Annotated in this window: 17 protein-coding genes; 3 read left to right on the forward strand and 14 right to left on the reverse strand. The window is 56.7% G+C overall.

Going from position 1 to position 20,967, the window contains the following annotated elements:
- Positions 1–21: 21 nt before the first annotated feature.
- The 13 genes from DMZ65_RS16745 to DMZ65_RS16805 all read right to left on the reverse strand — a co-directional run bounded on the left by DMZ65_RS16745 (position 22) and on the right by DMZ65_RS16805 (position 16,345).
- Positions 22–2,907, reverse strand: coding sequence for a Tn3 family transposase (locus tag DMZ65_RS16745; protein WP_116599950.1), 2,886 nt, complete (start codon positions 2,905–2,907; stop codon positions 22–24).
- A gap of 389 nt (positions 2,908–3,296) precedes the next feature.
- On the reverse strand, positions 3,297–4,304 hold the full coding sequence (locus DMZ65_RS16750) for a GlxA family transcriptional regulator (protein ID WP_116599022.1): 1,008 nt from the start codon (positions 4,302–4,304) through the stop codon (positions 3,297–3,299).
- 5 nt (positions 4,305–4,309) lie between these two features.
- The gene (gene fghA, locus DMZ65_RS16755) at positions 4,310–5,203 is read right to left on the reverse strand and encodes an S-formylglutathione hydrolase (RefSeq protein WP_116599023.1); all 894 of its coding nucleotides are present in this window, start codon (positions 5,201–5,203) and stop codon (positions 4,310–4,312) included.
- Positions 5,204–5,206: 3 nt separating this feature from the next.
- Complete coding sequence (locus DMZ65_RS16760) at positions 5,207–6,319, reverse strand: S-(hydroxymethyl)glutathione dehydrogenase/class III alcohol dehydrogenase (RefSeq protein ID WP_116599024.1); 1,113 nt, start codon at positions 6,317–6,319, stop codon at positions 5,207–5,209.
- A 40-nt stretch (positions 6,320–6,359) separates the two neighbouring features.
- Positions 6,360–6,998 (reverse strand): glutathione S-transferase family protein, encoded by a 639-nt coding sequence (locus DMZ65_RS16765; protein ID WP_116599025.1) that lies wholly within the window; start codon positions 6,996–6,998, stop codon positions 6,360–6,362.
- A gap of 10 nt (positions 6,999–7,008) precedes the next feature.
- Complete coding sequence (locus tag DMZ65_RS16770) at positions 7,009–8,757, reverse strand: Rieske 2Fe-2S domain-containing protein (RefSeq protein WP_116599026.1); 1,749 nt, start codon at positions 8,755–8,757, stop codon at positions 7,009–7,011.
- Between the two features lie 14 nt (positions 8,758–8,771).
- Positions 8,772–9,677: an aromatic ring-hydroxylating oxygenase subunit alpha gene (locus tag DMZ65_RS16775; protein WP_116599114.1), complete on the reverse strand. Its 906-nt coding sequence runs from the start codon at positions 9,675–9,677 to the stop codon at positions 8,772–8,774.
- A 21-nt stretch (positions 9,678–9,698) separates the two neighbouring features.
- Positions 9,699–10,628, reverse strand: a complete 930-nt coding sequence (locus tag DMZ65_RS16780) for an ABC transporter permease (protein ID WP_116599027.1) — start codon at positions 10,626–10,628, stop codon at positions 9,699–9,701.
- Positions 10,621–11,742, reverse strand: coding sequence for an ABC transporter permease (locus tag DMZ65_RS16785; protein ID WP_116599028.1), 1,122 nt, complete (start codon positions 11,740–11,742; stop codon positions 10,621–10,623). The genes DMZ65_RS16780 and DMZ65_RS16785 overlap by 8 nt, the downstream gene beginning before the upstream one ends.
- Entirely contained in the window at positions 11,739–13,265 is a 1,527-nt protein-coding gene (locus tag DMZ65_RS16790) for an ABC transporter ATP-binding protein (RefSeq protein WP_116599029.1), read from the reverse strand. The genes DMZ65_RS16785 and DMZ65_RS16790 overlap by 4 nt, the downstream gene beginning before the upstream one ends.
- Before the next feature lie 91 nt (positions 13,266–13,356).
- Complete coding sequence (locus DMZ65_RS16795) at positions 13,357–14,388, reverse strand: BMP family lipoprotein (RefSeq protein WP_116599030.1); 1,032 nt, start codon at positions 14,386–14,388, stop codon at positions 13,357–13,359.
- 22 nt (positions 14,389–14,410) lie between these two features.
- Entirely contained in the window at positions 14,411–15,373 is a 963-nt protein-coding gene (locus DMZ65_RS16800; RefSeq protein ID WP_116599031.1) for a PDR/VanB family oxidoreductase, read from the reverse strand.
- A gap of 21 nt (positions 15,374–15,394) precedes the next feature.
- On the reverse strand, positions 15,395–16,345 hold the full coding sequence (locus tag DMZ65_RS16805) for a Rieske 2Fe-2S domain-containing protein (RefSeq protein WP_157960613.1): 951 nt from the start codon (positions 16,343–16,345) through the stop codon (positions 15,395–15,397).
- 347 nt (positions 16,346–16,692) lie between these two features.
- On the opposite strand from DMZ65_RS16805, the gene DMZ65_RS16810 reads away from it, so the two are divergent.
- Positions 16,693–17,529: a helix-turn-helix transcriptional regulator gene (locus tag DMZ65_RS16810; RefSeq protein WP_116599033.1), complete on the forward strand. Its 837-nt coding sequence runs from the start codon at positions 16,693–16,695 to the stop codon at positions 17,527–17,529.
- Between the two features lie 383 nt (positions 17,530–17,912).
- Here the strand turns inward: DMZ65_RS16810 and DMZ65_RS16815 are convergent, their stop codons facing one another.
- A complete protein-coding gene (locus tag DMZ65_RS16815; protein WP_116599034.1) occupies positions 17,913–18,512 on the reverse strand; it encodes a recombinase family protein in 600 nt (199 codons plus the stop codon).
- Positions 18,513–18,696: 184 nt separating this feature from the next.
- Between DMZ65_RS16815 and DMZ65_RS16820 the strand changes: the two genes are divergently transcribed.
- Complete coding sequence (locus DMZ65_RS16820) at positions 18,697–20,109, forward strand: TnsB C-terminal domain-containing protein (protein ID WP_157960614.1); 1,413 nt, start codon at positions 18,697–18,699, stop codon at positions 20,107–20,109.
- Positions 20,110–20,111: 2 nt separating this feature from the next.
- Entirely contained in the window at positions 20,112–20,927 is an 816-nt protein-coding gene (locus DMZ65_RS16825) for an AAA family ATPase (protein ID WP_025031068.1), read from the forward strand.
- Positions 20,928–20,967: the final 40 nt, after the last annotated feature.

Here is a 20,967-nt window from a genome sequence, read left to right on the forward strand (position 1 = left end):
TGCGAACGGCAGCTGTGGCTTCTACCTCTTCGGCCATTTGTATTCGCCGGTGAGAAGGATGTGGGCCCAGCCGAGGGGCGAGGTGTGCGCCAGCAGATCGGGCGGGACCGGGAGCTTCGCACGCTGGCGCTGTGTGACGGCCTCGCCCAGGCGGGCTGTGTTCCAGTGGATGACGATTGCGGCGAGGAGGTTGAGCGCGGCCATCCGAAAATGTTGGCCCTCGGCCGTCCTGTCGCGGATTTCGCCCTGTCGGCCGATCCGCAGAGCGTTCTTCAGCGCGTGGTGCGCTTCGCCCTTGTTGAGGCCGATCTGGACGCGGCGTTGCATGTCGGTGTTCAGGACCCATTCGATCATGAACAGCGTCCGTTCGACGCGGCCGACCTCGCGCAAGGCGACGGCAAGGTCGTTCTGGCGGGGATAGGACGCCAGCTTGCGCAGGATCTGACTGGGCGCGACGGTCCCGGCCGTCATGGTCGCCGCGATCCGCAGGATGTCGGGCCAGTTGGACGCGATCAGGTTCTCCCGGATCGTGCCGCCCGCCAGACCACGCAGGTTCGAAGGCACGGCCTTCGGCTCGAAGACGTAGAGGCGCTTGGAGGGCAGATCGCGGATGCGCGGAATGAATCGGTGGCCGAGTATCGAGGTGACGGCGAAAACGTGATCGGTGAAGCCCCCGGTATCGGCATACTGCTCCCTAATCCGTTTGCCGACCTCGTTGTTCAGCAGCCCATCCAGGATGTAGGGCGCTTCGCTGACTGTGGCCGGAATGGTCTGCGACGCAAAGGGCGCGAACTGGTCGGAGACATGCGTGTAGGCCTTCAGCCCCGGCTCGCGCCCGTATTTCGCGTTGATCAGGTTCATCGCCTCGCCTTGCCGGGCGGTGGGGAAGAACTGTCCGTCGCTGGAGGCAGTCGTGCCCATGCCCCAGAACCTGGCCATCGGCAGAGCGGCCTGCGCTTCGACGACGCCCGCCAACGCGCGGGCATAAGCATCGCTTTCCACGTGCCAGCGCGAAATCCTCATCAGTTCCCAGAAGCCGTGGGAATTGCTGGCCTCGGCCATCTTGCTCAGACCGAGGTTAAGACCTTCGGCCAGAAGCACGTTCATCAGCCCGATCCGATCCTTCGGCGGCGCACCGGTCCTGAGATGCGTGAACGCCTCGGTGAACCCAGTCGCGCGGTCCACCTCCAGCATGATGTCGGTGATCCGCGTCTCCGGTATGCGGCGGTAGAGATCGGACAGCAGGTCATCGGCCCCCTGCGGCGGCGCTGTCGGCAACCGGCTCAGATGAAGCACGCCGTTTTCGATTGATCCGCCGGGGATCGCGCCCGCTTTCGCGGCCTTGGCCAGCTTTTCGAGACCGAGTTCCATTCGCGCATGGCGATCGGCCAGCCAGTCCTCGGGATCGAAGGGGACGGCGAGCCGCGCGTTTGCCTCTGCGGCCTGCGCAGGCACCAACACCTGTTTCAGATCGCCGTAACGCCGGGAGCGTTCCAGCCAGATATCGCCTGAGCGGAACGCGTCCCGCAGATGGCACATGACCGCGACCTCCCACAGGCGGCCGTCCCCGGAGGTCTGGGTCTTCAAATGGCGGTGCCACTTCGACGTGCGCCGCAGAAAGTCCGTCGGCCGGCTGTGAGCCCTGTCGAGCCGGATCAGCTCGGCCGCATCCAGAAGGGGTTTGGCCACGTCCGCCCCGTCGATTTCAAGAAGCCGCAGCATCCGGGGCGCGTATCGACGAAACCGCTTATGCCCCTGAACGACATGGGTAATCGGGTCCGATGACAGCGTATCCGTCAATCGGGCCGCGACAGCGACGAGAGTCTGCAAATCCGTCCATCCCGGACTGGACGAGATGGCGTCCTCAAGAGACACGTCGTCGTTCTTCGCTTCGAGAAGGGCCGCTCCCATGTCGCGGAACGAGCGCAAGGTCTTCTGGACCTCCGGTTGCGCTCCGTCCATGCGGTCATCGCACAGCCGGGCGGCCTCCCGCCAGGTCCTGCCGACGATCCGGTCATGTGTCTCGACCACGGCATCGGCGATCGCGCGTCGCCATTCCGATACGCAGACGGCAAGGATTGCGTGGCGGCGGTCGCCCGGCAGATCACGCAATCCGTCCGCGAAATAGCGTTCACCCTGCCGACGCAGGCGGGTGATGCGATGATCCGGAACATCGTGGAACGCATCCGGCGAAACGTCGATCTTGCGAAGGTAATCGAGCCGGTCGAGCAGCCGGCGTGCAGCGGCCGAATTGTTGCCGACCTCGAACTTGCGCAGCCAGACGAACCGGGTCAGCCGATCCTCGACCATCTCGGACAGCAGATCGTCGAGGGCCACGCATTCGTCATCGCTCAAGCGATCCGCAATCCTCGTCTCTATCCTTTTCTCGGCGGCGACGAGCGCGTCGGCGCAGAGGCGCTCGATGGTCGATATGGCGGGAAGGATGGTCAGGGTTCTCCGGCATTCCTCGACGAAACGGCGGGCGATGTCTTCGTTGGAAACGGCGTGCTCGGCCTGGCCGTGGAGCCAGAGCTTCAGATCGCGGGCACCGCGGCCGGAGAAGGTCCTGTAGCCGTAGAGCTGACGCAGGCTGGCCATGTGCTCGTGCCGCGTTTCTTCGCGGGCGGCATAGGCGTCGAGGTCGGCGTCCTTGAGACCGAGCTGCGCGGCAAGAAAGTCGGTGATCCCGACTGGGATGACCTCACCAGGCAGCAGAGCGCGTCCGGGATAGCGCAGCGCGCAAAGCTGCAGTGCAAAACCAAGCCGGTTTCTCGGGCGCCTGCGCTGGCCGATATGATCGAGGTCTTCATCCGATAGCGTATAGTGCTTGAGCAGCTGCGCCTCGTCCGCGGGAAGGCCGAACAGGACCTCCCGTTGCTTCGGCGTCAGGATGGTCCGGTGGGCCATGTTTCTTTTGCCTTCGATTACTCCATTGCGTATCTTTGATTTCGATATGGGTTAAGGAAACGTATCAATGGCCAAGAGCGCCGTGTGATCTTCCGCGATGTTTGGCGCACTTTCTTTATGGCCAAGTGGCGTAGGCTGGTGCTGGAAGCAGCGTAGCTGTCATCCGCGCTTTGCGCGGCAAAAGTCCGGTTTGAGCCCAAAGGAGAAGTTTGCAAATCTCGCAGCGTGCGCTCGCAGCACTAATATTTCCGCGGCTGCGTATTTCTCAGTGCTGCAAGGCAACATAAAAGATCGGCCATCCATGTAGACCGAAACGAGAATCATTACGCAGGCTCACAGATCACCGGTCAAGACGTAGCTGCAAGCTCACCAACCGCTGGATTTGACGTTTACCGCCGGAACTTGGATGGTGTGCACCTGTATTCTCTTTTGAATTGTTTTGAGAAATTCCCGAACGATCGGAATCCGCTGGCGATGGAAACTTCTCTTAGAGGCAAGTTGGTCTGAGACATCAGCTCGTAAGCGCGCTCTAGTTTCAGGCTTGTATAGAATTGCATTGGCGATTTGCCGAGATGCACTTCAAACTGCCGTTCAATGCTTCTTACGGACGTCCCACACGTATTTGCTATTTCCTCTTTTGAGAGTGGTTCCTCAATGTTTTGTGACATTAGCCTGACTGCAGCCCTCAGAGCTTCAGGGACATGCCGAAGCCTGTCGACCTGAGATCCAGGCTGACGGATGTCAGGGTCGCGCGGATAGGAAATCAGCAGTTGATTGCATACGTATTGCGCGGCTTCTCGCGAGATCTTGGCAATAGAGTGGATGATCATGTCCAGGGCCGCCAATTCACCGGCACATGTTGTCGTCGATCCGTTGGAGACAAATAGAACGTTCCTGGCGGACACATCAGAAAAGCTTTCAGAGAACGCAACCAGCGAGGACCAATGCGTGGTAGCCTTGTGCCCATCCAATAGCCCCATTTTCGCGAATATCCACGACGCGCGCCCGATCCCATAAAGCGCCATACCAGACCGTTTGGACCGCCTTAGCAGGCTCAGGATATCAGAACTTTCCTCCAACCGCTGGTAAGAATCACAGCAAAAGCAGATGGCTAACACCCCGTTTCTCTTGCTCAATCGGAGAGAAAACTCAGCAAGCGTTTCATCGCAAAAAAACGCAACGCCGCTTTGCGATCTGACGGCTTTATCGCGCCCGCCGACTAGTAGAAACTTGGGCGCGATACTGGGGAATTTTTTCCTGAAAAAATGAAGCGGTTCGACAATTGCACCCAGACTCAGTGTAGAAAACCCATCGAGAACAACAATCGCAATTGTGCTGTCGCTCTGCGCCCCCCCTGTCTCTTGCGTTATTGAAAAGTCGTGAGTTGTGTGCTTCATCTTTTTTACCGTTCAAAGCGACGCTTCGTCCCGCTTCTGTCAAAGCGTTGGTCGGCGCGGAAGACCTTTGATCGGTACATCAATCTATCAGCGTGCCAATTGAGATGATCTTCGGCAAAGGAGGCGACGAAATAGTAGCTGTGGTTGTAGCCAGCTGCCTCGCGATAAGTGACCGGCACGCCTGCTGCTTCGGCGGCTGCTGTTAGTGTTTTAGGTTTCAGCAGGGCGTAAAACTGATCGTCAGCGCCCTGATCCACCAGGATGTCTTTCGACCAGCCCCTGTCTGCCAAAAGAAGGCTGGCATCGTGGTCAGCCCAGAGTTTCTTATCATCCCCCAAATAGCTTGCCAGTTGTTTGCTGCCCCAGTCTGAGGCCGTCGGGTTGGCAATCGGTGCAAACGCCGAAACGGATTGATATTTCCTGGGGTTGAGCATCGCCAGTGTCAGCGCGCCGTGTCCGCCCATGGAGTGGCCGGTGATCCCGTGTCTTTCGGTGACAGGGAAGCGGCTGCAGATAATCTGGAACAGTTCCTTGACGACATAGTCATACATTCGGAAATGCGAGGCCCAGGGCTTTTGGGTGGCATTCACATAAAACCCGGCGCCCTTGCCCAGATCATAGGCCTCGTCATCGGCTACATGCTCGCCGCGCGGAGAGGTGTCTGGAAAGACCAGCGCTACCCCGCGCCGGGCAGCAAATTGCTGCAACCCAGCTTTGGACATCGCGTTTTCGTGGGTGCAGGTCAGACCCGACAGGTACCAGAGTACCGGCACTGAAGATGTCTCGGCCTGTGGAGGCAGGTAGATGCCAAAAGTCATGTCACAGCCACAGGCATCAGATGGATGCCTGTAGACCGCGTTCTTTCCGCCGAAGCATGTCGTACTTTCGATCAGTTCCATCGATCAGAATTCCACGACGGCGCGGATGCTTTCGCCCTTGTGCATCAGCTCGAAGCCTTCGTTGATCTGGTCGAGTGTCAGCTTATGGGTGATCATTGGGTCGATCTCGATCTTGCCGTCCATGTACCAGTCGACGATCTTGGGCACATCCGTCCGCCCCGACGCGCCGCCGAAGGCTGTGCCGCGCCAGACCCGACCGGTGACCAGCTGAAACGGGCGAGTGGCAATTTCGGCGCCGGCAGGGGCCACGCCGATGATGACACTTTCGCCCCAGCCCTTGTGGGCGGCTTCCAGCGCAGTGCGCATGACGTTTACGTTGCCAGTGGCATCGAACGTGTAATCCGCTCCGCCTCCGGTCAGTTCGACCAAGTGCGTGACCATGTCACCATCGACCTTCGACGGGTTCACGAAATCGGTCAGGCCAAACTGGCGGGCCATTACTTCCTTGTCGTCATTCAGGTCCACGCCAACGATCTGGTCGGCGCCTGCCATGCGCAGGCCTTGGATCACGTTGAGCCCGATGCCGCCCAGGCCAAAGACGACAGCGCGGCTGCCGATCTCGACCTTAGCGGTATTAATCACCGCGCCGATGCCGGTGGTCACGCCGCAGCCGATGTAGCAGACCTTGTCGAAAGGCGCGTCCTTACGGATCTTGGCCAGGGCGATCTCGGGCACGACCGTGTGGTTGGCGAAGGTCGAACACCCCATGTAATGGTGAATCGGCGTGCCGTCGAGCATCGAGAACCGGGTCGAGCCATCGGGCAGCAGCCCGGCGCCTTGCGTCGCGCGGATCGACTGGCAGAGATTGGTTTTGGGGTTTAGGCAGTAATCGCATTCACGGCATTCGGGCGTGTAGAGAGGAATCACGTGATCACCGACCTCAAGGCTGGTGACACCTTCACCCACCTCGACGACAACACCCGCGCCCTCATGGCCCAGGATCGCTGGGAAGATCCCCTCGGGGTCATCACCCGAGCGGGTGAATTCGTCGGTGTGACAAAGACCGGTCGCCTTGATCTCGACCAAAACCTCGCCCGTCCTGGGGCCGTCGAGGTTCACTTCCATAACTTCCAGCGGTTTGCCCGCCTCAACGGCAACTGCCGCACGTGTTCGCATAGCGATTCTCCTGCTAATTAAGTTCATTGATTTAGTGATCTCAGGCCGCGTGGCTTGTCGTGAAAATGCCGGACATGCCGACAAAGCCCTGTATCCGTTTCACCCGGTCGCACCAGCGCCGGATTGCAGGGTAACCCTGTCTGTAAATACCCCCTTCCTCCGAGAGCGCCACGTAGGGGAAACAAGCAATGTCCGCGATCGTGGGATGGTCGCCAGGCACAAGCCAATCGCGGCCGACCCGTTCGGCAAACCACAAATGTTCGTCAAGGATGCGGAACAAACGATGGGCACCGGCGCGCGCGGCTTCGACATCCAGTTCATAGAACAGCCCATCATGCAGTCGCGCAGCCGAAGCCGTTCCGGTGATGCCGTCGGCAAAGGCGAGCCATTGCGCAACCTCTCCCAAGCGGCCAGGGTCAGAGACGGGATACCATAGGCCGCTCGCATCATATTTTACCGCCAGATAGGTCAGTATGGCCTGGGCATCGCGCAGGACCTTGCCCTCATCCTCGATGACCGGCAATTGTCCTAGTGGATTCAACTGGAGAAACTCGGGCGATTTATGCTCAAGCCCCGGATAGAAATCGACGGTTTGGCTTTCATATTCGATACCAAGAATGTTCAGGAACAATCTGATCTTGAAGCAATTCCCCGAAAGCTCGTAGTCATAGAGTTTCATTTCGGCCTCCTCAGATATCCAGCACAAGCCGCTTTGACTTGGCTCGTGACACGCAGGTGATGATTTTCTGGTTCGACGCCTTCTCGCTGTCGGAAAGATAGACGTCCTGATGATCGGGCTCGCCTTCGATTACCGTTGTCAGGCAGGTGCCGCACGCCCCCTGCTCGCAGGAACTGGGTGCCTCGATCCCGTTTTCCTGAAGAATTTCAAGAATGGTCCTGCCTGCTGGCACTTGCAGCGTGAGTGCCGACCGTGCAAGCGCCACTTCGAAAGTGGAACTGTCGTCTATTTCCTTGGTGTTCTTGAAGTATTCGAAATGCACCGCGTCTTCGGGCCAACCGGCTTCGGCAGCGATTTTTCGGGTGGCTTCAAGCATTGGGCCGGGGCCGCAAATGTACAGGTGGTGCGCGTAGTCGTAGCCGGACAGCAATTCCTTCAGCGCGCCGCCCGTCGATGCCGGATCAAGTCCAATATGTGGGATCAGATTGCTGCCAAATGTTTTCAGCACATCCGGGAAGGACAAATGCGCCTCGGATTGCGCGAAATAATGCAGCTCATAGCCCAACCCCTGAACGTGAAGGGTTTGGGCCATGGCCAGCATCGGCGTGATCCCGATGCCGCCGGCAACAAGAATTGTTTTCAATGCATCGCGCCGAAGCGGGAAATTGTTGCGGGGCGCAGAGATTGCAAGCACATCTCCTGCCTGAACAGCATTGTGCATGCATTCCGAACCGCCGCGTGAGTCCGGTTCCCGCTTGACGCCAATCCGATAAAAATCGGTTTCGCCAGGTGCATTGGTCAGAGAATATTGGCGTGACATCCCGTTGGGCATATGCAGGTCGATATGCGCTCCGGGTTGGAAAGTGGGCAGCTGTCCATTCAGCGCCTCCAGCCGAAAACCCGCGACACCTTCAGAGGCATCCCATTTATGCGCCACAGAGACACGCAATTCAGCTTTTGGACCAGATTTCGCGCGGGCTGGCATTTTGGCTAGTTCTTCGTCGACCTTCGAAAACTGAACTTCAATTGGTTCCGGGACCGGCAGCATTGTGGCTTCCGCCTCGATGACATCGCGCAGCGCTTGCATCCTGCGATTATGATGGCGCAAAATGTTGCCGGCGTCGGCTGGCTGGTCTGTTAACACGCCACGCAAGATGGATCGCCCGGCATCCACCGGCTGGACAAACAGCAGAAGCGTTGCTTTTGACTGGTCTTGCTTAGCGTGCAATTGGACGTGATTATCAGTTTCTTCAACCAAAGTGACATCGGCGCACCCCTCGCCAATTGGAGAAAAGCGATAAGACTTAGCATGTTTCAAAGCAATGTCAGGGGCGGCTTTTACCGGTATTGGTCGAAGCGCCAAAACGTCATTGCCATTCAACACAGCTGGCGCTTCGAATTCTCCGATCGGATCAACGGCAGACCAAACCAAACCATGTGATTCCACTGCTGAATACGTGTTGTTACAGATTGTCCGCGCTGGTGCATCAGCCGGGTGCGCAGGGATGTAAGTGCAGCCAGCCGTCCGGTTGGCGTAGCGCCAGCCGTGATAGAGACACCTCAGCTCACGACCTTCGTTCAGGCCGACCGTCAGGCGCACGCCCCGGTGCAAACACCGGTTTTCCCAGACATTGACGTGGCCGTCGTCGGCCCGCCACACTGCCATTTCGCGCCCCCAAAGCTGTCCATGATAAATGTGCCGCATCGGGAGATCAGTGCTTGATGCAATCGGGTGCCAAGTAGTCAGATCTGTCGTCATGACATACCCTCTTTCTATGCTGCTGCAGGGATCACGCCGTAGCGCAGACCCTTCCGACTCAACCAGCGTCGAAACGCGATGGCCGTTTTGTCGGCTCGAATTGGAGTTTCGGATCTGGGATCCAGCGGAAGCCGCTTCGGATACTGGTTTTCCAATATCGGCTTGTCCTGCCCGAAGATCACCTGCTGGAAATACCGAATACTCTCGTAGGTGTTGTCTTCATCGATGACGCACATCCCTGTATGCGCGCGCACCCAATCCTGGCTCATGGGTTGCAGGAACATATAGATCACGTCACTGCGTGACGCATCGTTGGGGCTGGATTTGTAGAGCAATGCGCAGTTTACGTGCGGCACCCGATACGTGTAATCGACCATCGCACCGCCTTCAGAAGCTAGCGCGGCCTTTGGTTGATAGAATTGGCACTGTGTAGCCAACACTTCGTCACGAGTTTCTGAAACCTCAACTGCATACTCCTTAACCTCGGTATGCGGCTCTTCCCCAAGAATGCCGGTATGAACATAAGGAAAGTGACTCATGTCCAAAAAGTTCTCGACGGCACGGCCAGCGGAAACATTCACGCCAAACACACCCGTCGGCACATTTATACGATCGGCCTCGTAATATTCCTCAAATGAGAACAGCGTTTCAGGCGGCTCTCCAAGCGACGTCCAGACGTAGCCGTGCGCGATATGTATGGGTAGCGGATTGCGGACCGTTTTCGAGGTTAACCGGCTCCGCGTTGGAAGTTGGTTATCAAATGGCCAAGCATAAGCATTTCCGTCTGTGTCCATGCCATAGGAAATATTTTCTTCCAGAAGCATGGTCGAATGGATTAAGCCCGGCGTGATTTCGTCGATTGAACTAAGCGGATGCCACTGGTTCAGGATCACTGGGTCTGTACATTTCAATTCGGTCATGTCGTGGGCTCCATTCATTGCTCAACGGAAATAGGGAATGCCTAAGCGCAAGGGTTGGCTGGATTTTCTGCGCAACCCCATCAACAGCAGGATCGAGGCAAGATACGGCATCGCCAGGAAGATCTGGTGCGGCACATTGAGCCCCAGTACTTGGACATGTGTCGCAATGCTTTCGAGCAGCGCAAAGACAAGCACGGCGGCAAGAACGCCACGAGGCAGCCAGTTTCCGGCAATGATGGCTACGATGGCCAACCAACCACGTCCTGCCGTGATATCTGCTAGGTAACGGTCGGAGAAGCCCAGCATCAGAAACCCGCCGCCCAATCCTGTCATTACACTCCCGATCAGCACGGCAATGTATTGACGCCCGGTGACGCTGAGTCCTTTAATATCCAGTGCCTTGGGGTTTTCGCCGAGGCAGCGCAGTTCAAGCCCCCAACGTGTCCGATAGAGTAGGAACCAGATGGCAGGCACCGCGGCAAATGCAACATAAGTCAGCAACCGCTGCGAAAAGAGAATTTCCCCCAGCCAAGGGATCGAAGAAAGGACCGGAATGGGAACATTCTCGAAACCGTCAAAGGTCGGTTGCGCCCGCCCCTTGATATAGATGCGGAACCAGTAAAGCGTCAGGCCGGCGACCAGCAGGTTAATCCCCAGACCCGTGATGAAATGGTCTACGCGCATCGTTGCCGTCATAAACGCGGTCAGAAGACCAACGAGGCCTCCAACGACCATTGAGGCAAGGACAGCGAGCCATATCGAGCCGGTTGCCGTTGCAACGATGTAGGCGGTAAACGCTCCCATCAGCATGGTGCCTTCGACGCCCATGTTCCAGATACCTGCGCGTTGCGTGACCAACTCGCCAATGGCAGCAAACAGAATGGGCGTCATGATGCGCACTGTTCCGGCCAGAATGCTGACAAGAATGGCTTCCTGAAACAACTCAGACATCTTTCTCGGTCCTCACGAGTTTGTAGCGTGCTGCAACTCCCGCGCAGAGGAAGGCGAGCAGCAGGATGCCTTGCATGGCCGGGACCAATGCATCCGGCACTTGAGCCAGCAGCTTCATGTAGAGACCCCCGCTGGCAAGCCCGCCGAAGACGATGCCCGCCACGACCGTGCCAAGCGGACGCAATCCTCCGATCATGCCGATGATGATGCCGGTATAGCCCAGGCCATAAAGCGTATCGGCGCGGAGGCGGTGGGCAGTTCCAAAGATTTCAGACACCCCGGCCAGTCCCGCAATCGCACCGCTTACTGCCATAACGATGATGATGGTCCGGCCAATATTCGTGCCGCGATAGGCCAGGGCGATCGGATTGAACCCCATCGCGCGGATTTCGTATCCCAAGGGGGTTTTTTCCAGAAGGACGTAGCAAACCAATGCTGCGGTCAACGCAAGGATAAATCCCAAATGCAGTTTCGTGCTGCCCAGCAGATAGGGGAGTTCCGACGCGGCCGGAATCGGGCCGGTTTGCTGATAGACGACTGTCGTGGAAACCTCGGTCCAGGGGCCGCCTCCGATCAGATACGACAACAGGAACACGATCAGGTAATTCATCATGACGGTCGAAATGATTTCGTTTACGTCGAACCGGTCTTTCAGAATCGCTGCGGTTGTTCCTAGCAGCGCGCCGCCGATCATGCCGCTGAGGATGATAAGACAGACATAAAGCCATGCCGGCAGCCCAATGAATACAAGGCAACCAAGATAGGCGCCCATCGCCCCGGCATAGACCTGACCCTCCTGGCCAATGCTCCAGACCTGGGCGCGAAAGGCGACAACGGTCGCCAACCCGGTCAGGATCAGCGGTGTTGCCTTCGCCATCGTGGCATAAAGGGCTTTCTCACTACCGAAGGCGCCCTTCAGAAGCGCGGAATAGGCTTTGAAAACATCCGCCCCGCTCGTCAAAAGCAGCAATGCGGATAGGAACAATCCGAAGAGTGTCGCCAGCGCATACATGGCAAAAGTCCAGGACCGCTTGGGATTTACCCGACGCTCGATCCGCCATTTCGGCACCGGCTCCGGGAAAAGGTTTTCAGCCGGTTCATTGATGCTGGTCATGCTGCGACCCCCTGTTGCCCGCCTGCCATCAAGAGGCCAATTTCTTCTATCGTGGTTGATTGCGGATCGACCACGCCGGTTATCCGTCCGCTTGATATCACGGCAATCCGGTCCGATAGATTAAGGAGGTCTTCAAGTTCTTCTGAGGCCAATAGAACGGCATAGCCTTCGTCGCGCTTGACAATGATCTGCTTGTAGACATACTCGATAACCCCGAGATCGAGGCCACGTGTCGGTTGGTTGGCCAGCAGCAGCTTTCTGGAATGCACAAATTCTCTTGCTAGAATTACCTTTTGCGCATTTCCACCCGACAGGTGATTGACTGGCGTCAATCCGGATGGTGTCGTAATCTGGAACTCATCGATCAGGCCATCAGCGATCGTGCCGATCTGCTTGTGATCCAGGAATGGACCCTTGGTATAGTCATCGTGGCGCTGCCACCCTAGGATCATGTTTTCGCGAATATTGAACTCCGGGATCAGGCCTTCGCGAAACCTGTCATCGGGCACCAGTCCCACACCTCGATCCATGTAGTGGCGCGAGGGCAGGCCTTTGATCTGTTCACCACCCAATATGATGCTGCCGCTGTCAGGGATCAGGACACCTGAAAGTGATTCAAACAGCTCTTTCTGCCCATTGCCCGACACGCCTGCCAGACCCAATATCTCCCCTTTCCTGATTGCCAGGCTGACATCGTCAAGCGCCAGTTTTCCCCGCCCGTCGCGATAGACAAGATTTTCCACGATCAGAACCGGCGGCTCTGTTCGGTCGCGGTCATCAGAGCGGTCGCGCGCGACCCGTAAATCCACGTCCCGCCCCACCATCATGCGTGTCAATTCGTCCGGGGTAACATCCGACGGCTTTACCGTTCCCACGACCTTTCCCTTGCGCAGGACCGTGACCCGATCCGACCGCATGACTTCGACCATCTTGTGGCTGATGAGCAGGATCGACAGGCCCAACTCGCACATATGATCGATGATCCGAAAAAGTTTTCGCGACTCTTCCGGTGTGAGCACCGCCGTCGGTTCATCCAGAATCAAAACCCGGGCGTCGAGATAGAGCGCCTTGAGCATCTCAACCCACTGCTGCTGACCGACGGCCAGATCACGCACGTTGGCATCAATATCCAGATCGATTTCGTATTCCCGGCAAAGCTCCTCGACCCTTGCCCTGGCTTCTTGCATCTGTAGTTTCCATCCCGCCTCGTGTGTGCCCACAACAATGTTTTCGAGAACGGTGAACTCGCTAACCAGCACAAAATGCTGATGGACCATTCCGATACCGATATGAATGGCGTCGCGTGGCGACCGAAAGGCCACGGGCTTGCCATTAAATTCGATGTGGCCGCCTTCTGGCTGGTAGAAGCCAAACAGACATGACGAAAGTGTGGATTTTCCCGCACCATTTTCACCGAAGAGGCAGTGTACCTCACCCGGCTTCAGCTCAAAGTTCACGTCCTCGTTGGCGATGACACCTGGGAAGCGTTTTGTTAGATTTACGGCTTTCAGAAGTGTGGACATGATGACTCGGTTCCGATGGCTTTTCGATAAGTTGCGCCCGCCCAGGGAGGAGGAGGTTATGAGCGGGCGCGAGATCGGCAGGGAGTGCCGATCAGTTTGAAACCGGATTTTTGACGTTGACGTCGACGACGAGCGATCCGGATTTTATTTCGGCGATCGTCGCATCGACCAAGGCCTTCACGTCGTCCGGCACCTTATCTGCAAGCGCCTGATAAGGGGCGATACCAGCTCCACCATCAGCCATGCCACGCCAGATGATGTCGGTGTTCCCGTCGTAGGGTTCGCCGTTCACCTGTTTGTCCCACCATTCGTCGATGATCCAGTTCACGTCAGGGTCCCAGAATGCAAGCGCGCTGGATACGATCGTTTCAGGTGAATAGCTGTGTTGGTCCCCGAAATTGGCAAAGCACAAAATTTCCGCCTCTTCACAGGGTTTGAAATTGGCCGCGAGAGAAAAGATGATATCAGCCCCCGTTGATATCTGGGCGGAGGTCATTTCTGCCGCTTTACCCGGATCATACCAGCTCTCGATGAAGGCGACTTTCTGGACAATGTTTTCGTTGACCGACCGAGCTCCCGCAAAGAACGAGTTGATCTCATCGTTCACGTCGTCTGCCGGGAATGTCCCCACGACACCGAGCGTGTTGCTTTCGGTCAGTTTGCCGGCCATGACACCCAGAACATAGGAGGCTTCGTGAATACGCTTATACACCCAGTATTGGTTGCCGCCCAATCCCTCGTTGCCCGAGCCAACCACGACGAAAAGAATATCCGGAAACTCGTCCTTCAGCTTTTTGACTTGGTCGGAATATGTCGAATGGGCCCAGATGACGTCGAACTCACCCGATTCAGCGAAGAGGCGCATCGCTTCACCCGCGTCGTCACCCCATAGCGGATCGGTATATTGCCAGTTCATGTCAAGCCCATGGGGTTTTTCCGCCTTCACGCGTTCAAGCGAGTCAATCAGAGTGCCGTCCCAGGGGGATTCGATCCCCGCCGATAGGATGATCGCGATGTTAAGATCCGTCGGATCGTCAGCGGCGGCCGTTTGTGCCGAAACGAAGACCGAGGACAGTGCGATGGCACTGGCGCCGGCTATCGACAAGAATTTACGTTTTTTCATTTTTTCCTCCCGTTTAGGTTTCTCACAGGTCCAAAACCAGCAGATCGGTCAACGCACGCGAGCAGCAAAGCGTCATTTGATCGTTGTCGGCATGTTCCTCTTCTGTCAGCACTAGATCACGGTGATCCGGTGTGCCTTGCAGAACCGGCGTCAGGCAGGTTCCGCAAATTCCCTGTTCGCATGATGTGGGAATCTCTATACCGGCGTCAGCCAGCACTTCTACGATTGTCCGGTCGGCGGGTACGTCGAGTACATCTCCGGTGGAATCCAGCTTGATCTGAAAGGGCCGGTCCTCGCCGTCGACAGCCTGCAGGTCTGCGGTAAAATACTCGCGATGAAGGCTGGAGGCAGGCCAGGCATCACTTGCCGATGCCAGTACGGCATCCATGAACCCGGTGGGTCCGCAGACATATAGGTGCGTCCCTTCTTCGGGCGGCTGCCTAAGCGCATCGATATCGAATTTTTGCTTGGCGGGACCGTTGTCAAAATGCAGATGGGCGTTTTCTGCAAACCCGGACAATTTGACCATGCCTTTGAATGCCATACGTTCGGGCGAACGGGCGCAATAGTGCAACGCAAAGCTTTCGCCCCGTTCATGCAGCGCCTGCGCCATGCCGAGGATAGGCGTAATCCCGATACCCCCAGCCAGGAGCAGTGAGTGCTTGGCGGAATCGTTCAGTTCGAAATTGTTGCGCGGCACGCTTATCGAAAGCGTTGCGCCCACGGTCAGTTCATGCATGGCCGCCGAACCGCCGCGACCGGCTTCTTCCTTCAGAACGCCCAGACAGTAGCGATGTGATTCCGATGGATCATTCCACAATGAGTATTGCCGGATGAGGCCATCACCCAAATGCACATCTATATGAGAACCCGCCGTAAATCCGGGCAGGGAGGAACCGTCTGCATGAACAAGCTCGAACCCGGCGATATCCTTTGCGAGCATCGTTTTCGCAGCAACTTTTACCTCGAGCAAACCGCTGTTCATCTTTCGGACCTCCAACCGTCTTCAGCTTGCCATCGGCGCGCCCAGGCCAAGCTTGGCCAAGGTTCGGCGGTATTCGACAGACATCCGGTCCGCCGGAATGTGGATTTCCTCGGTCAGATCCAGCGGCAAATCCTCTGGCCGCTGGCCTTCGACCATCGGCTTGTCTTCGTCGTTGATCAACAAGGACTCTTTCACAAGGAAATCGGCATCCGGATCGCTTGTCGTATCGGTGCAGACCTGGAAAATACGAGTTTCATGCGCAGAGACAGGGCAGACCGTGTCCGCAAAATACTGACGGTAATCGCTGTCATTTGGCGCGATGATGATGATGGTCGAGAATGGCAGCGTCAGCTGATAAGTATAAGTCACTTGGCGCTCACTCCCCTCGACATCATCCGGAAAACGATTGCCTCCTTCCAGATAAGGCAACTGAAAGCTGAGGCCGTAATCCGTCTTTTCGACTTTATAAGGAGGGATTGGATCTGCCGTCTTGCCGCCGAAAGTACCCTGATGTACCCACGGGAAATGGGCGACATCGTTGAAATTCTCGACATGTCGGCTTGCCGCGGCATGCCAAGTACCGCTTGGAATGTAGAGATTTTTCAGGCTCTCGTCTTCAATCCCGGGCCAGACAGGCAACGGATGTGCGGGTTCGTCCGAAAGGCAGGCAAAGACGATACCATAGCGCACTTCGGATTTCAGCGACATCAGGCGCATCTTTGGCGGAATTTTTGCATTCGGATCGGCTATGGACGGAATTTTGGTGCATTGACCCGAATGATCGAAACACAACCCATGCATGGGGCATACCAGGGTGTCGCCATCCATCCAGCCACCGCTTAGCCGTGTGCCGCGGTGAGGACAGATGTCACGTGCAACCGAGATACCTTCCGACGTCCTGTAGATCACCAGATCAACATCCAACAGCCGCGCATTGACCGGTTTGTCCTCGATCTCATGAGCAAAAGCCACGGGATGCCAGAACGATGCCAAAATCCGCCAATCGCTCTCATCAAAGGTACAGTTTCGTGGCAGATCACCTGCGTACTTTGAGTGATTTGTGGCTTGGAACATCCGTTATTCTCCATACTGGCGAAATTGGCTGGCAGCCCCTTGGAGGCTTGAAGAGGCTATTGATGCCCACAATGTTGTTGACCTAAATCAACTTTAAAATGACTGAATCGCGACTTTTGTTGCCTGAAATTAATATCCAGTGCATATTAATCTTTGCCACCACCCATCTCTGTGTCTGAATGGTGATCACTTGCGTCGCCATGTCACAGAACCACTATTCGGCATTTTGATCTTTGATTGATTTTATGGACCAGCTACTCAACTACGTTCGCGGATATTCCTTCGGCAAAATGACTTACCCTAACGGAGGTGTCTTCGGCCCTATCTTGCGCCCGTACCTGTCACTATTAACGGTTGAACAAGGTTGCTGCATCATGCGTACGGAAGACGCCGAAATTCTAGTCGCGGCAGGACAAACTGGCGTTGCCGTTGCAAATGAAAAGTTTGAATTTCACTATCGCAAGGGCGAGTGCACGACTGCGATTTGGTGCGAAGGGTTTTTACCGCGCCTGCAGAAACTTGAATTTCGCCAGATGTGTCACGGCTACGAGACGGTGTCGACAACTCAAAGGCTAGCTCAATTGCAGGAGATCGGACTAGAAGCAGGTCATTCTTCTGGACCAGAACTTAATGCAATGCGAGATGCGATTGGTCACGCTGCCCTTCGTGCATTTCTGGTTGAAGCTCATCAATCCGAGGCAGACAGAAAAATTCCCAAAGCGATCCTTATTGCTCGTCGATTTATAAAGGAGAATATTTCTGACGAAAAACTAGATATGCCGACAATCGCCCGTAATTCAGGTATTACGCAGCAATATCTGATCAGCGCCTTTAAAAAGCATATAGGAATTACGCCCTCGCGCTATTTATGGCGAGTGCGGGCTTCAACCGCGCGACAACTCCTAATTCAATCTGGTCTCGCGCAATCCGAAATCGCCTTCAAATGTGGGTTCAAAAGTATGCCTCACTTTTCCAGAACGATAAAAAAACTCTTCGGAATGTCACCTGCAGAACTACGCAAGGACTTGGGATTCACTCAGCCAAGCGATACTGAGGACTCTGTTGTAGATACTTTGTTCTGACTGTGTGTTGGATCGTCCTGCAGGTCAGCAGGTTTAGATATCAGCGAGTTCTGTGTCTCGAAACACTTTTCATCACAACACTAAATCAGCTCACGAGAGACATCGAGGAAATTGAGCTCGCATTGAGCCCTGTTACAGAGCCCATAGATACATGCTGCAGCAAATGTGAACTTCCAAAAGCGGTCTTAGGAGAGGTGCCGTGAACGGCGAGTTTGATTTCGCTCGGTTCCAACGCATCGCAAGACCGGTTTGGTGAAATCCACCGCATCGCCGCACCCATGTCGCTGCAAGCGCGACAATATTCTGCGTGAGCAATATCTGCAGCCGCACAATTCCGGTTTGTCCGCAGAGCAGTTGTTGATGTAGAGCGCGGCGAAGGTCAGCTAGCGCGCTTCGATGGATACTTCGGCGCTCGGCGTCCGTTGTAGGACGCGATAGACTGTCGGCCGCGAAACATCGAACAGTTCTGCCAGATCGCTGATGGAGTAGTCGCCCGTGTCATACATGCGCCGCAACTCTGTCTGGCGGCGATCCGACAGCTTGGGCTTCTTGCCCTTCAGCTTCCCCTTAGCGCGGGCGACTGCCATGCCCTCTTTGGTGCGCATGCGGATCAGGTCAGCCTCGAACTCGGCGAAGGTGGCAAGAATGTTAAAGAACATCTTTCCCATCGGATCGTGCGGATCATAGACCGACGCCCCTAAGGCAAGCCTAACCCCGCGCTTTGCCAACTCGTCTGCGATGGAGCGAGCGTCCGGAACCGACCTTGCCAGCCGGTCGAGTTTTGGGACCACCAGCGTGTCGCCGGCTCTTACGGCGGCCAAGGCCTGCGCCAGTCCTGGCCGCTCGCGGTTCGTTCCGGTCAAGCCATGGTCAGTATAGGTGCGGTCCTCAGCCACACCGAGATGCAGGAGGGTTGCCTTCTGAGCGGCAAGGTCCTGTTTATCGGTCGAGCATCGGGCGTATCCAATACGAGTTTCAGACATGGGGGCGTCCTTCGGAAAAATTATTCTGGAGCCATGTAGAATTGTAACGAAAAAGGCCCGTTAAATGATACTATCACCGTACCAGCTAAATGAGAATCGATTTTCCCCTTAAATATAAGGTGTGGGCCCGAGGCGAGACGGCGTCCGCTCAGCGTTCCCCTTTCGGACAGATTGGAGATGCAGAATGGACGAAGCGATGCGCCGGTTCGCCGCTCTGCGACCCCATCTGGAAGAGGGCGTTTCTCTGACCACTGCCGCCCGCGCGGCCGATGTGCCGATCCGGACGGCGCAACGCTGGTTGTCGCGATACAGGCTGGAAGGTCTGGACGGATTGAAGGTCAGAGCGCGATCTGATCGCGGCACTCGCAAGCTACCCGGGCCACTGATCACTTTGATCGAGGGGCTCGCGCTTCGCAAGCCCCGGCTGTCCTGTGCCGCAATCTATCGACGCGCTGAAACTGTTGCCAAAAGCAGGGATTGGTCAGTTCCATCCTATGGCACCGTTCATTCCATCGTACAGGCACTCGGTCCTGCGATGGTCACGCTAGCGCAGGATGGGGCGTGCGCCTATCGAGACCGCTTCGAGCTGATCCACCGACACAGAGCGAGCGCACCGAATGCGCTCTGGCAAGCGGATCATACGATGCTGGATATATTGATCATCGACGCGAACGGAAAATCGGTGCGGCCTTGGCTGACTGCGATTATGGACGACTATTCCCGCGCAATCGCTGGATACCTAGTATTTCTCGGCGCACCGTCGGCTCTGCAAACGTCCTTGGCGCTTCGACAGGCCATCTGGCGCAAGCTGAATCCGGACTGGCCGATCTGCGGGATTCCAGAAATTCTCTATGTCGATCACGGGAGCGACTTCACATCAGAACATCTCGAACAGGCAGCTGCCAGCCTGCGGTTCCAGATCATCCATTCCGCCGTAGCGCGACCGCAGGGGCGCGGAAAAATTGAGCGTTTTTTCGGCACATTGAACACCGAACTGCTTCCGGAGCTCTCCGGCAACGTCGTGAACGGGAAACCAGCAACATCGCCGAAACTGTCGCTGGCCGATCTCAATGCCGTCATCGGCGCGTGGATCACGGAGACCTACAATTCTCGCACTCATCGCGAAACGGGGCTGCCGCCGCTGACGTCGTGGTGCGCCGACGGTTGGCTTCCTCAAATGCCCAACACTATTGACGACCTCGACCTGTTACTCGTCATGGTCGCAAAGCCTCGGCTCGTGCGCCGCGACGGTGTGCATTTTCAAGGGCTGCGCTTCATGAGCACGATCCTTGCTCCCTATGTCGGCGAAAGCGTCACGATCCGATATGATCCGCGCGACCTTGGTGAGATCCGCGTCTTCCACAAGAACCGCTTCCTGTGCCGCGCCATCAGCCCGAAACATGCCCATGAGACGATCACGCTGAAAGACATACAGACAGCCCGTGCGGCGCAGCGGCGGGCCCTGCGCCAGCAGGTTAATGAACGGGTCGGCGTCGTTGCGGAATATTTCCCGGAGGGAACAGCCCGCAGGACGACCGAGACCGCGCCTCGACCGCAACGCAAGTCGAAACTCCGAACCTATCAGTCTGATGATTGACAATGACGGGACAGCGCAATGGCACATTCATCGCCACGAAAGAGCATCGCCGCTTTGTCGAGTTCGCAGCTGCGGTGCAGAAACACCGGTATATCGGAATCTGCTTCGGCACGGCTGGTGTCGGAAAAACGATGTCGGCGCGGCGTTTCGCCCGGTGGGACAAGGCCGAAGCGCTCCTGACGGAGTGGGGGCCACGCGACGCATCGGACGCCATCGCCTATGAGGCATTGGCCAAGTCACGCACAGTTTTCTACACACCGACAGTCGGCGGCCCGGTTCGGGAGGTTCGGGAAGATTTACGCCGTCTTATAACCCGCGCAGAAGGTTCCATCGATCTGGCGCTCAATCCGAGCATGGTTATTCCGGAACGCCATGCTCAAGGGTCTATAGAAGTTCTGGTAGTCGATGAGGCCGAACGACTTTCGACGCAAAGTCTTGAACATGTGCGCGATATCTTCGACCGGACCGGTATCGGCGTTATCCTGATCGGAATGCCCGGCCTGGAACGAAAACTGGAACGCTATCCGCAGCTCTACAGCCGGATCGGCTTCGCACACCACTATCGCGCGCTGAAGGGGGATGAACTGACCTTCGTCCTCACCCGCCACTGGCGAAAACTCGGCCTGCAACTGGACGCCGCCGACTTTACTGATCACCAAGCGATCGCATCCATTGCCCGCATCACCGGCGGGAACTTCCGGCTGCTGCATCGCCTCTTTGTCCAAATAGAACGCATCCTAAAGATCAACGAGCTATCACTCGTTACTGACGACGTCGTCGAGGCCGCACGCTCCACGCTGGTAATTGGCGCCACTTAGCGCTGAAGGAACACCGCCAGATAACGCTGGGGATCACAGC

The organism is Primorskyibacter marinus, from assembly GCF_003313245.1.
Classification (GTDB): Bacteria; Pseudomonadota; Alphaproteobacteria; order Rhodobacterales; family Rhodobacteraceae; genus Primorskyibacter; species Primorskyibacter marinus.

Excerpts from the sequence above, each read along its gene's own strand:
- DMZ65_RS16785 (WP_116599028.1), bottom strand. The coding sequence starts at position 11,742 with ATGACCAGCATCAATGAACCGGCTGAAAACCTTTTCCCGGAGCCGGTG.
- DMZ65_RS16760 (WP_116599024.1), bottom strand. The coding sequence starts at position 6,319 with ATGCGAACACGTGCGGCAGTTGCCGTTGAGGCGGGCAAACCGCTGGAA.
- DMZ65_RS16815 (WP_116599034.1), bottom strand. The coding sequence starts at position 18,512 with ATGTCTGAAACTCGTATTGGATACGCCCGATGCTCGACCGATAAACAG.
- DMZ65_RS16800 (WP_116599031.1), bottom strand. The coding sequence starts at position 15,373 with ATGAACAGCGGTTTGCTCGAGGTAAAAGTTGCTGCGAAAACGATGCTC.
- DMZ65_RS16745 (WP_116599950.1), bottom strand. The coding sequence starts at position 2,907 with ATGGCCCACCGGACCATCCTGACGCCGAAGCAACGGGAGGTCCTGTTC.
- DMZ65_RS16765 (WP_116599025.1), bottom strand. The coding sequence starts at position 6,998 with ATGAAACTCTATGACTACGAGCTTTCGGGGAATTGCTTCAAGATCAGA.
- DMZ65_RS16810 (WP_116599033.1), top strand. The coding sequence starts at position 16,693 with ATGGACCAGCTACTCAACTACGTTCGCGGATATTCCTTCGGCAAAATG.
- DMZ65_RS16775 (WP_116599114.1), bottom strand. The coding sequence starts at position 9,677 with ATGACCGAATTGAAATGTACAGACCCAGTGATCCTGAACCAGTGGCAT.
- DMZ65_RS16780 (WP_116599027.1), bottom strand. The coding sequence starts at position 10,628 with ATGTCTGAGTTGTTTCAGGAAGCCATTCTTGTCAGCATTCTGGCCGGA.
- DMZ65_RS16770 (WP_116599026.1), bottom strand. The coding sequence starts at position 8,757 with ATGACGACAGATCTGACTACTTGGCACCCGATTGCATCAAGCACTGAT.
- DMZ65_RS16750 (WP_116599022.1), bottom strand. The coding sequence starts at position 4,304 with ATGAAGCACACAACTCACGACTTTTCAATAACGCAAGAGACAGGGGGG.
- fghA (WP_116599023.1), bottom strand. The coding sequence starts at position 5,203 with ATGGAACTGATCGAAAGTACGACATGCTTCGGCGGAAAGAACGCGGTC.
- DMZ65_RS16790 (WP_116599029.1), bottom strand. The coding sequence starts at position 13,265 with ATGTCCACACTTCTGAAAGCCGTAAATCTAACAAAACGCTTCCCAGGT.
- DMZ65_RS16825 (WP_025031068.1), top strand. The coding sequence starts at position 20,112 with ATGACGGGACAGCGCAATGGCACATTCATCGCCACGAAAGAGCATCGC.
- DMZ65_RS16820 (WP_157960614.1), top strand. The coding sequence starts at position 18,697 with ATGGACGAAGCGATGCGCCGGTTCGCCGCTCTGCGACCCCATCTGGAA.
- DMZ65_RS16795 (WP_116599030.1), bottom strand. The coding sequence starts at position 14,388 with ATGAAAAAACGTAAATTCTTGTCGATAGCCGGCGCCAGTGCCATCGCA.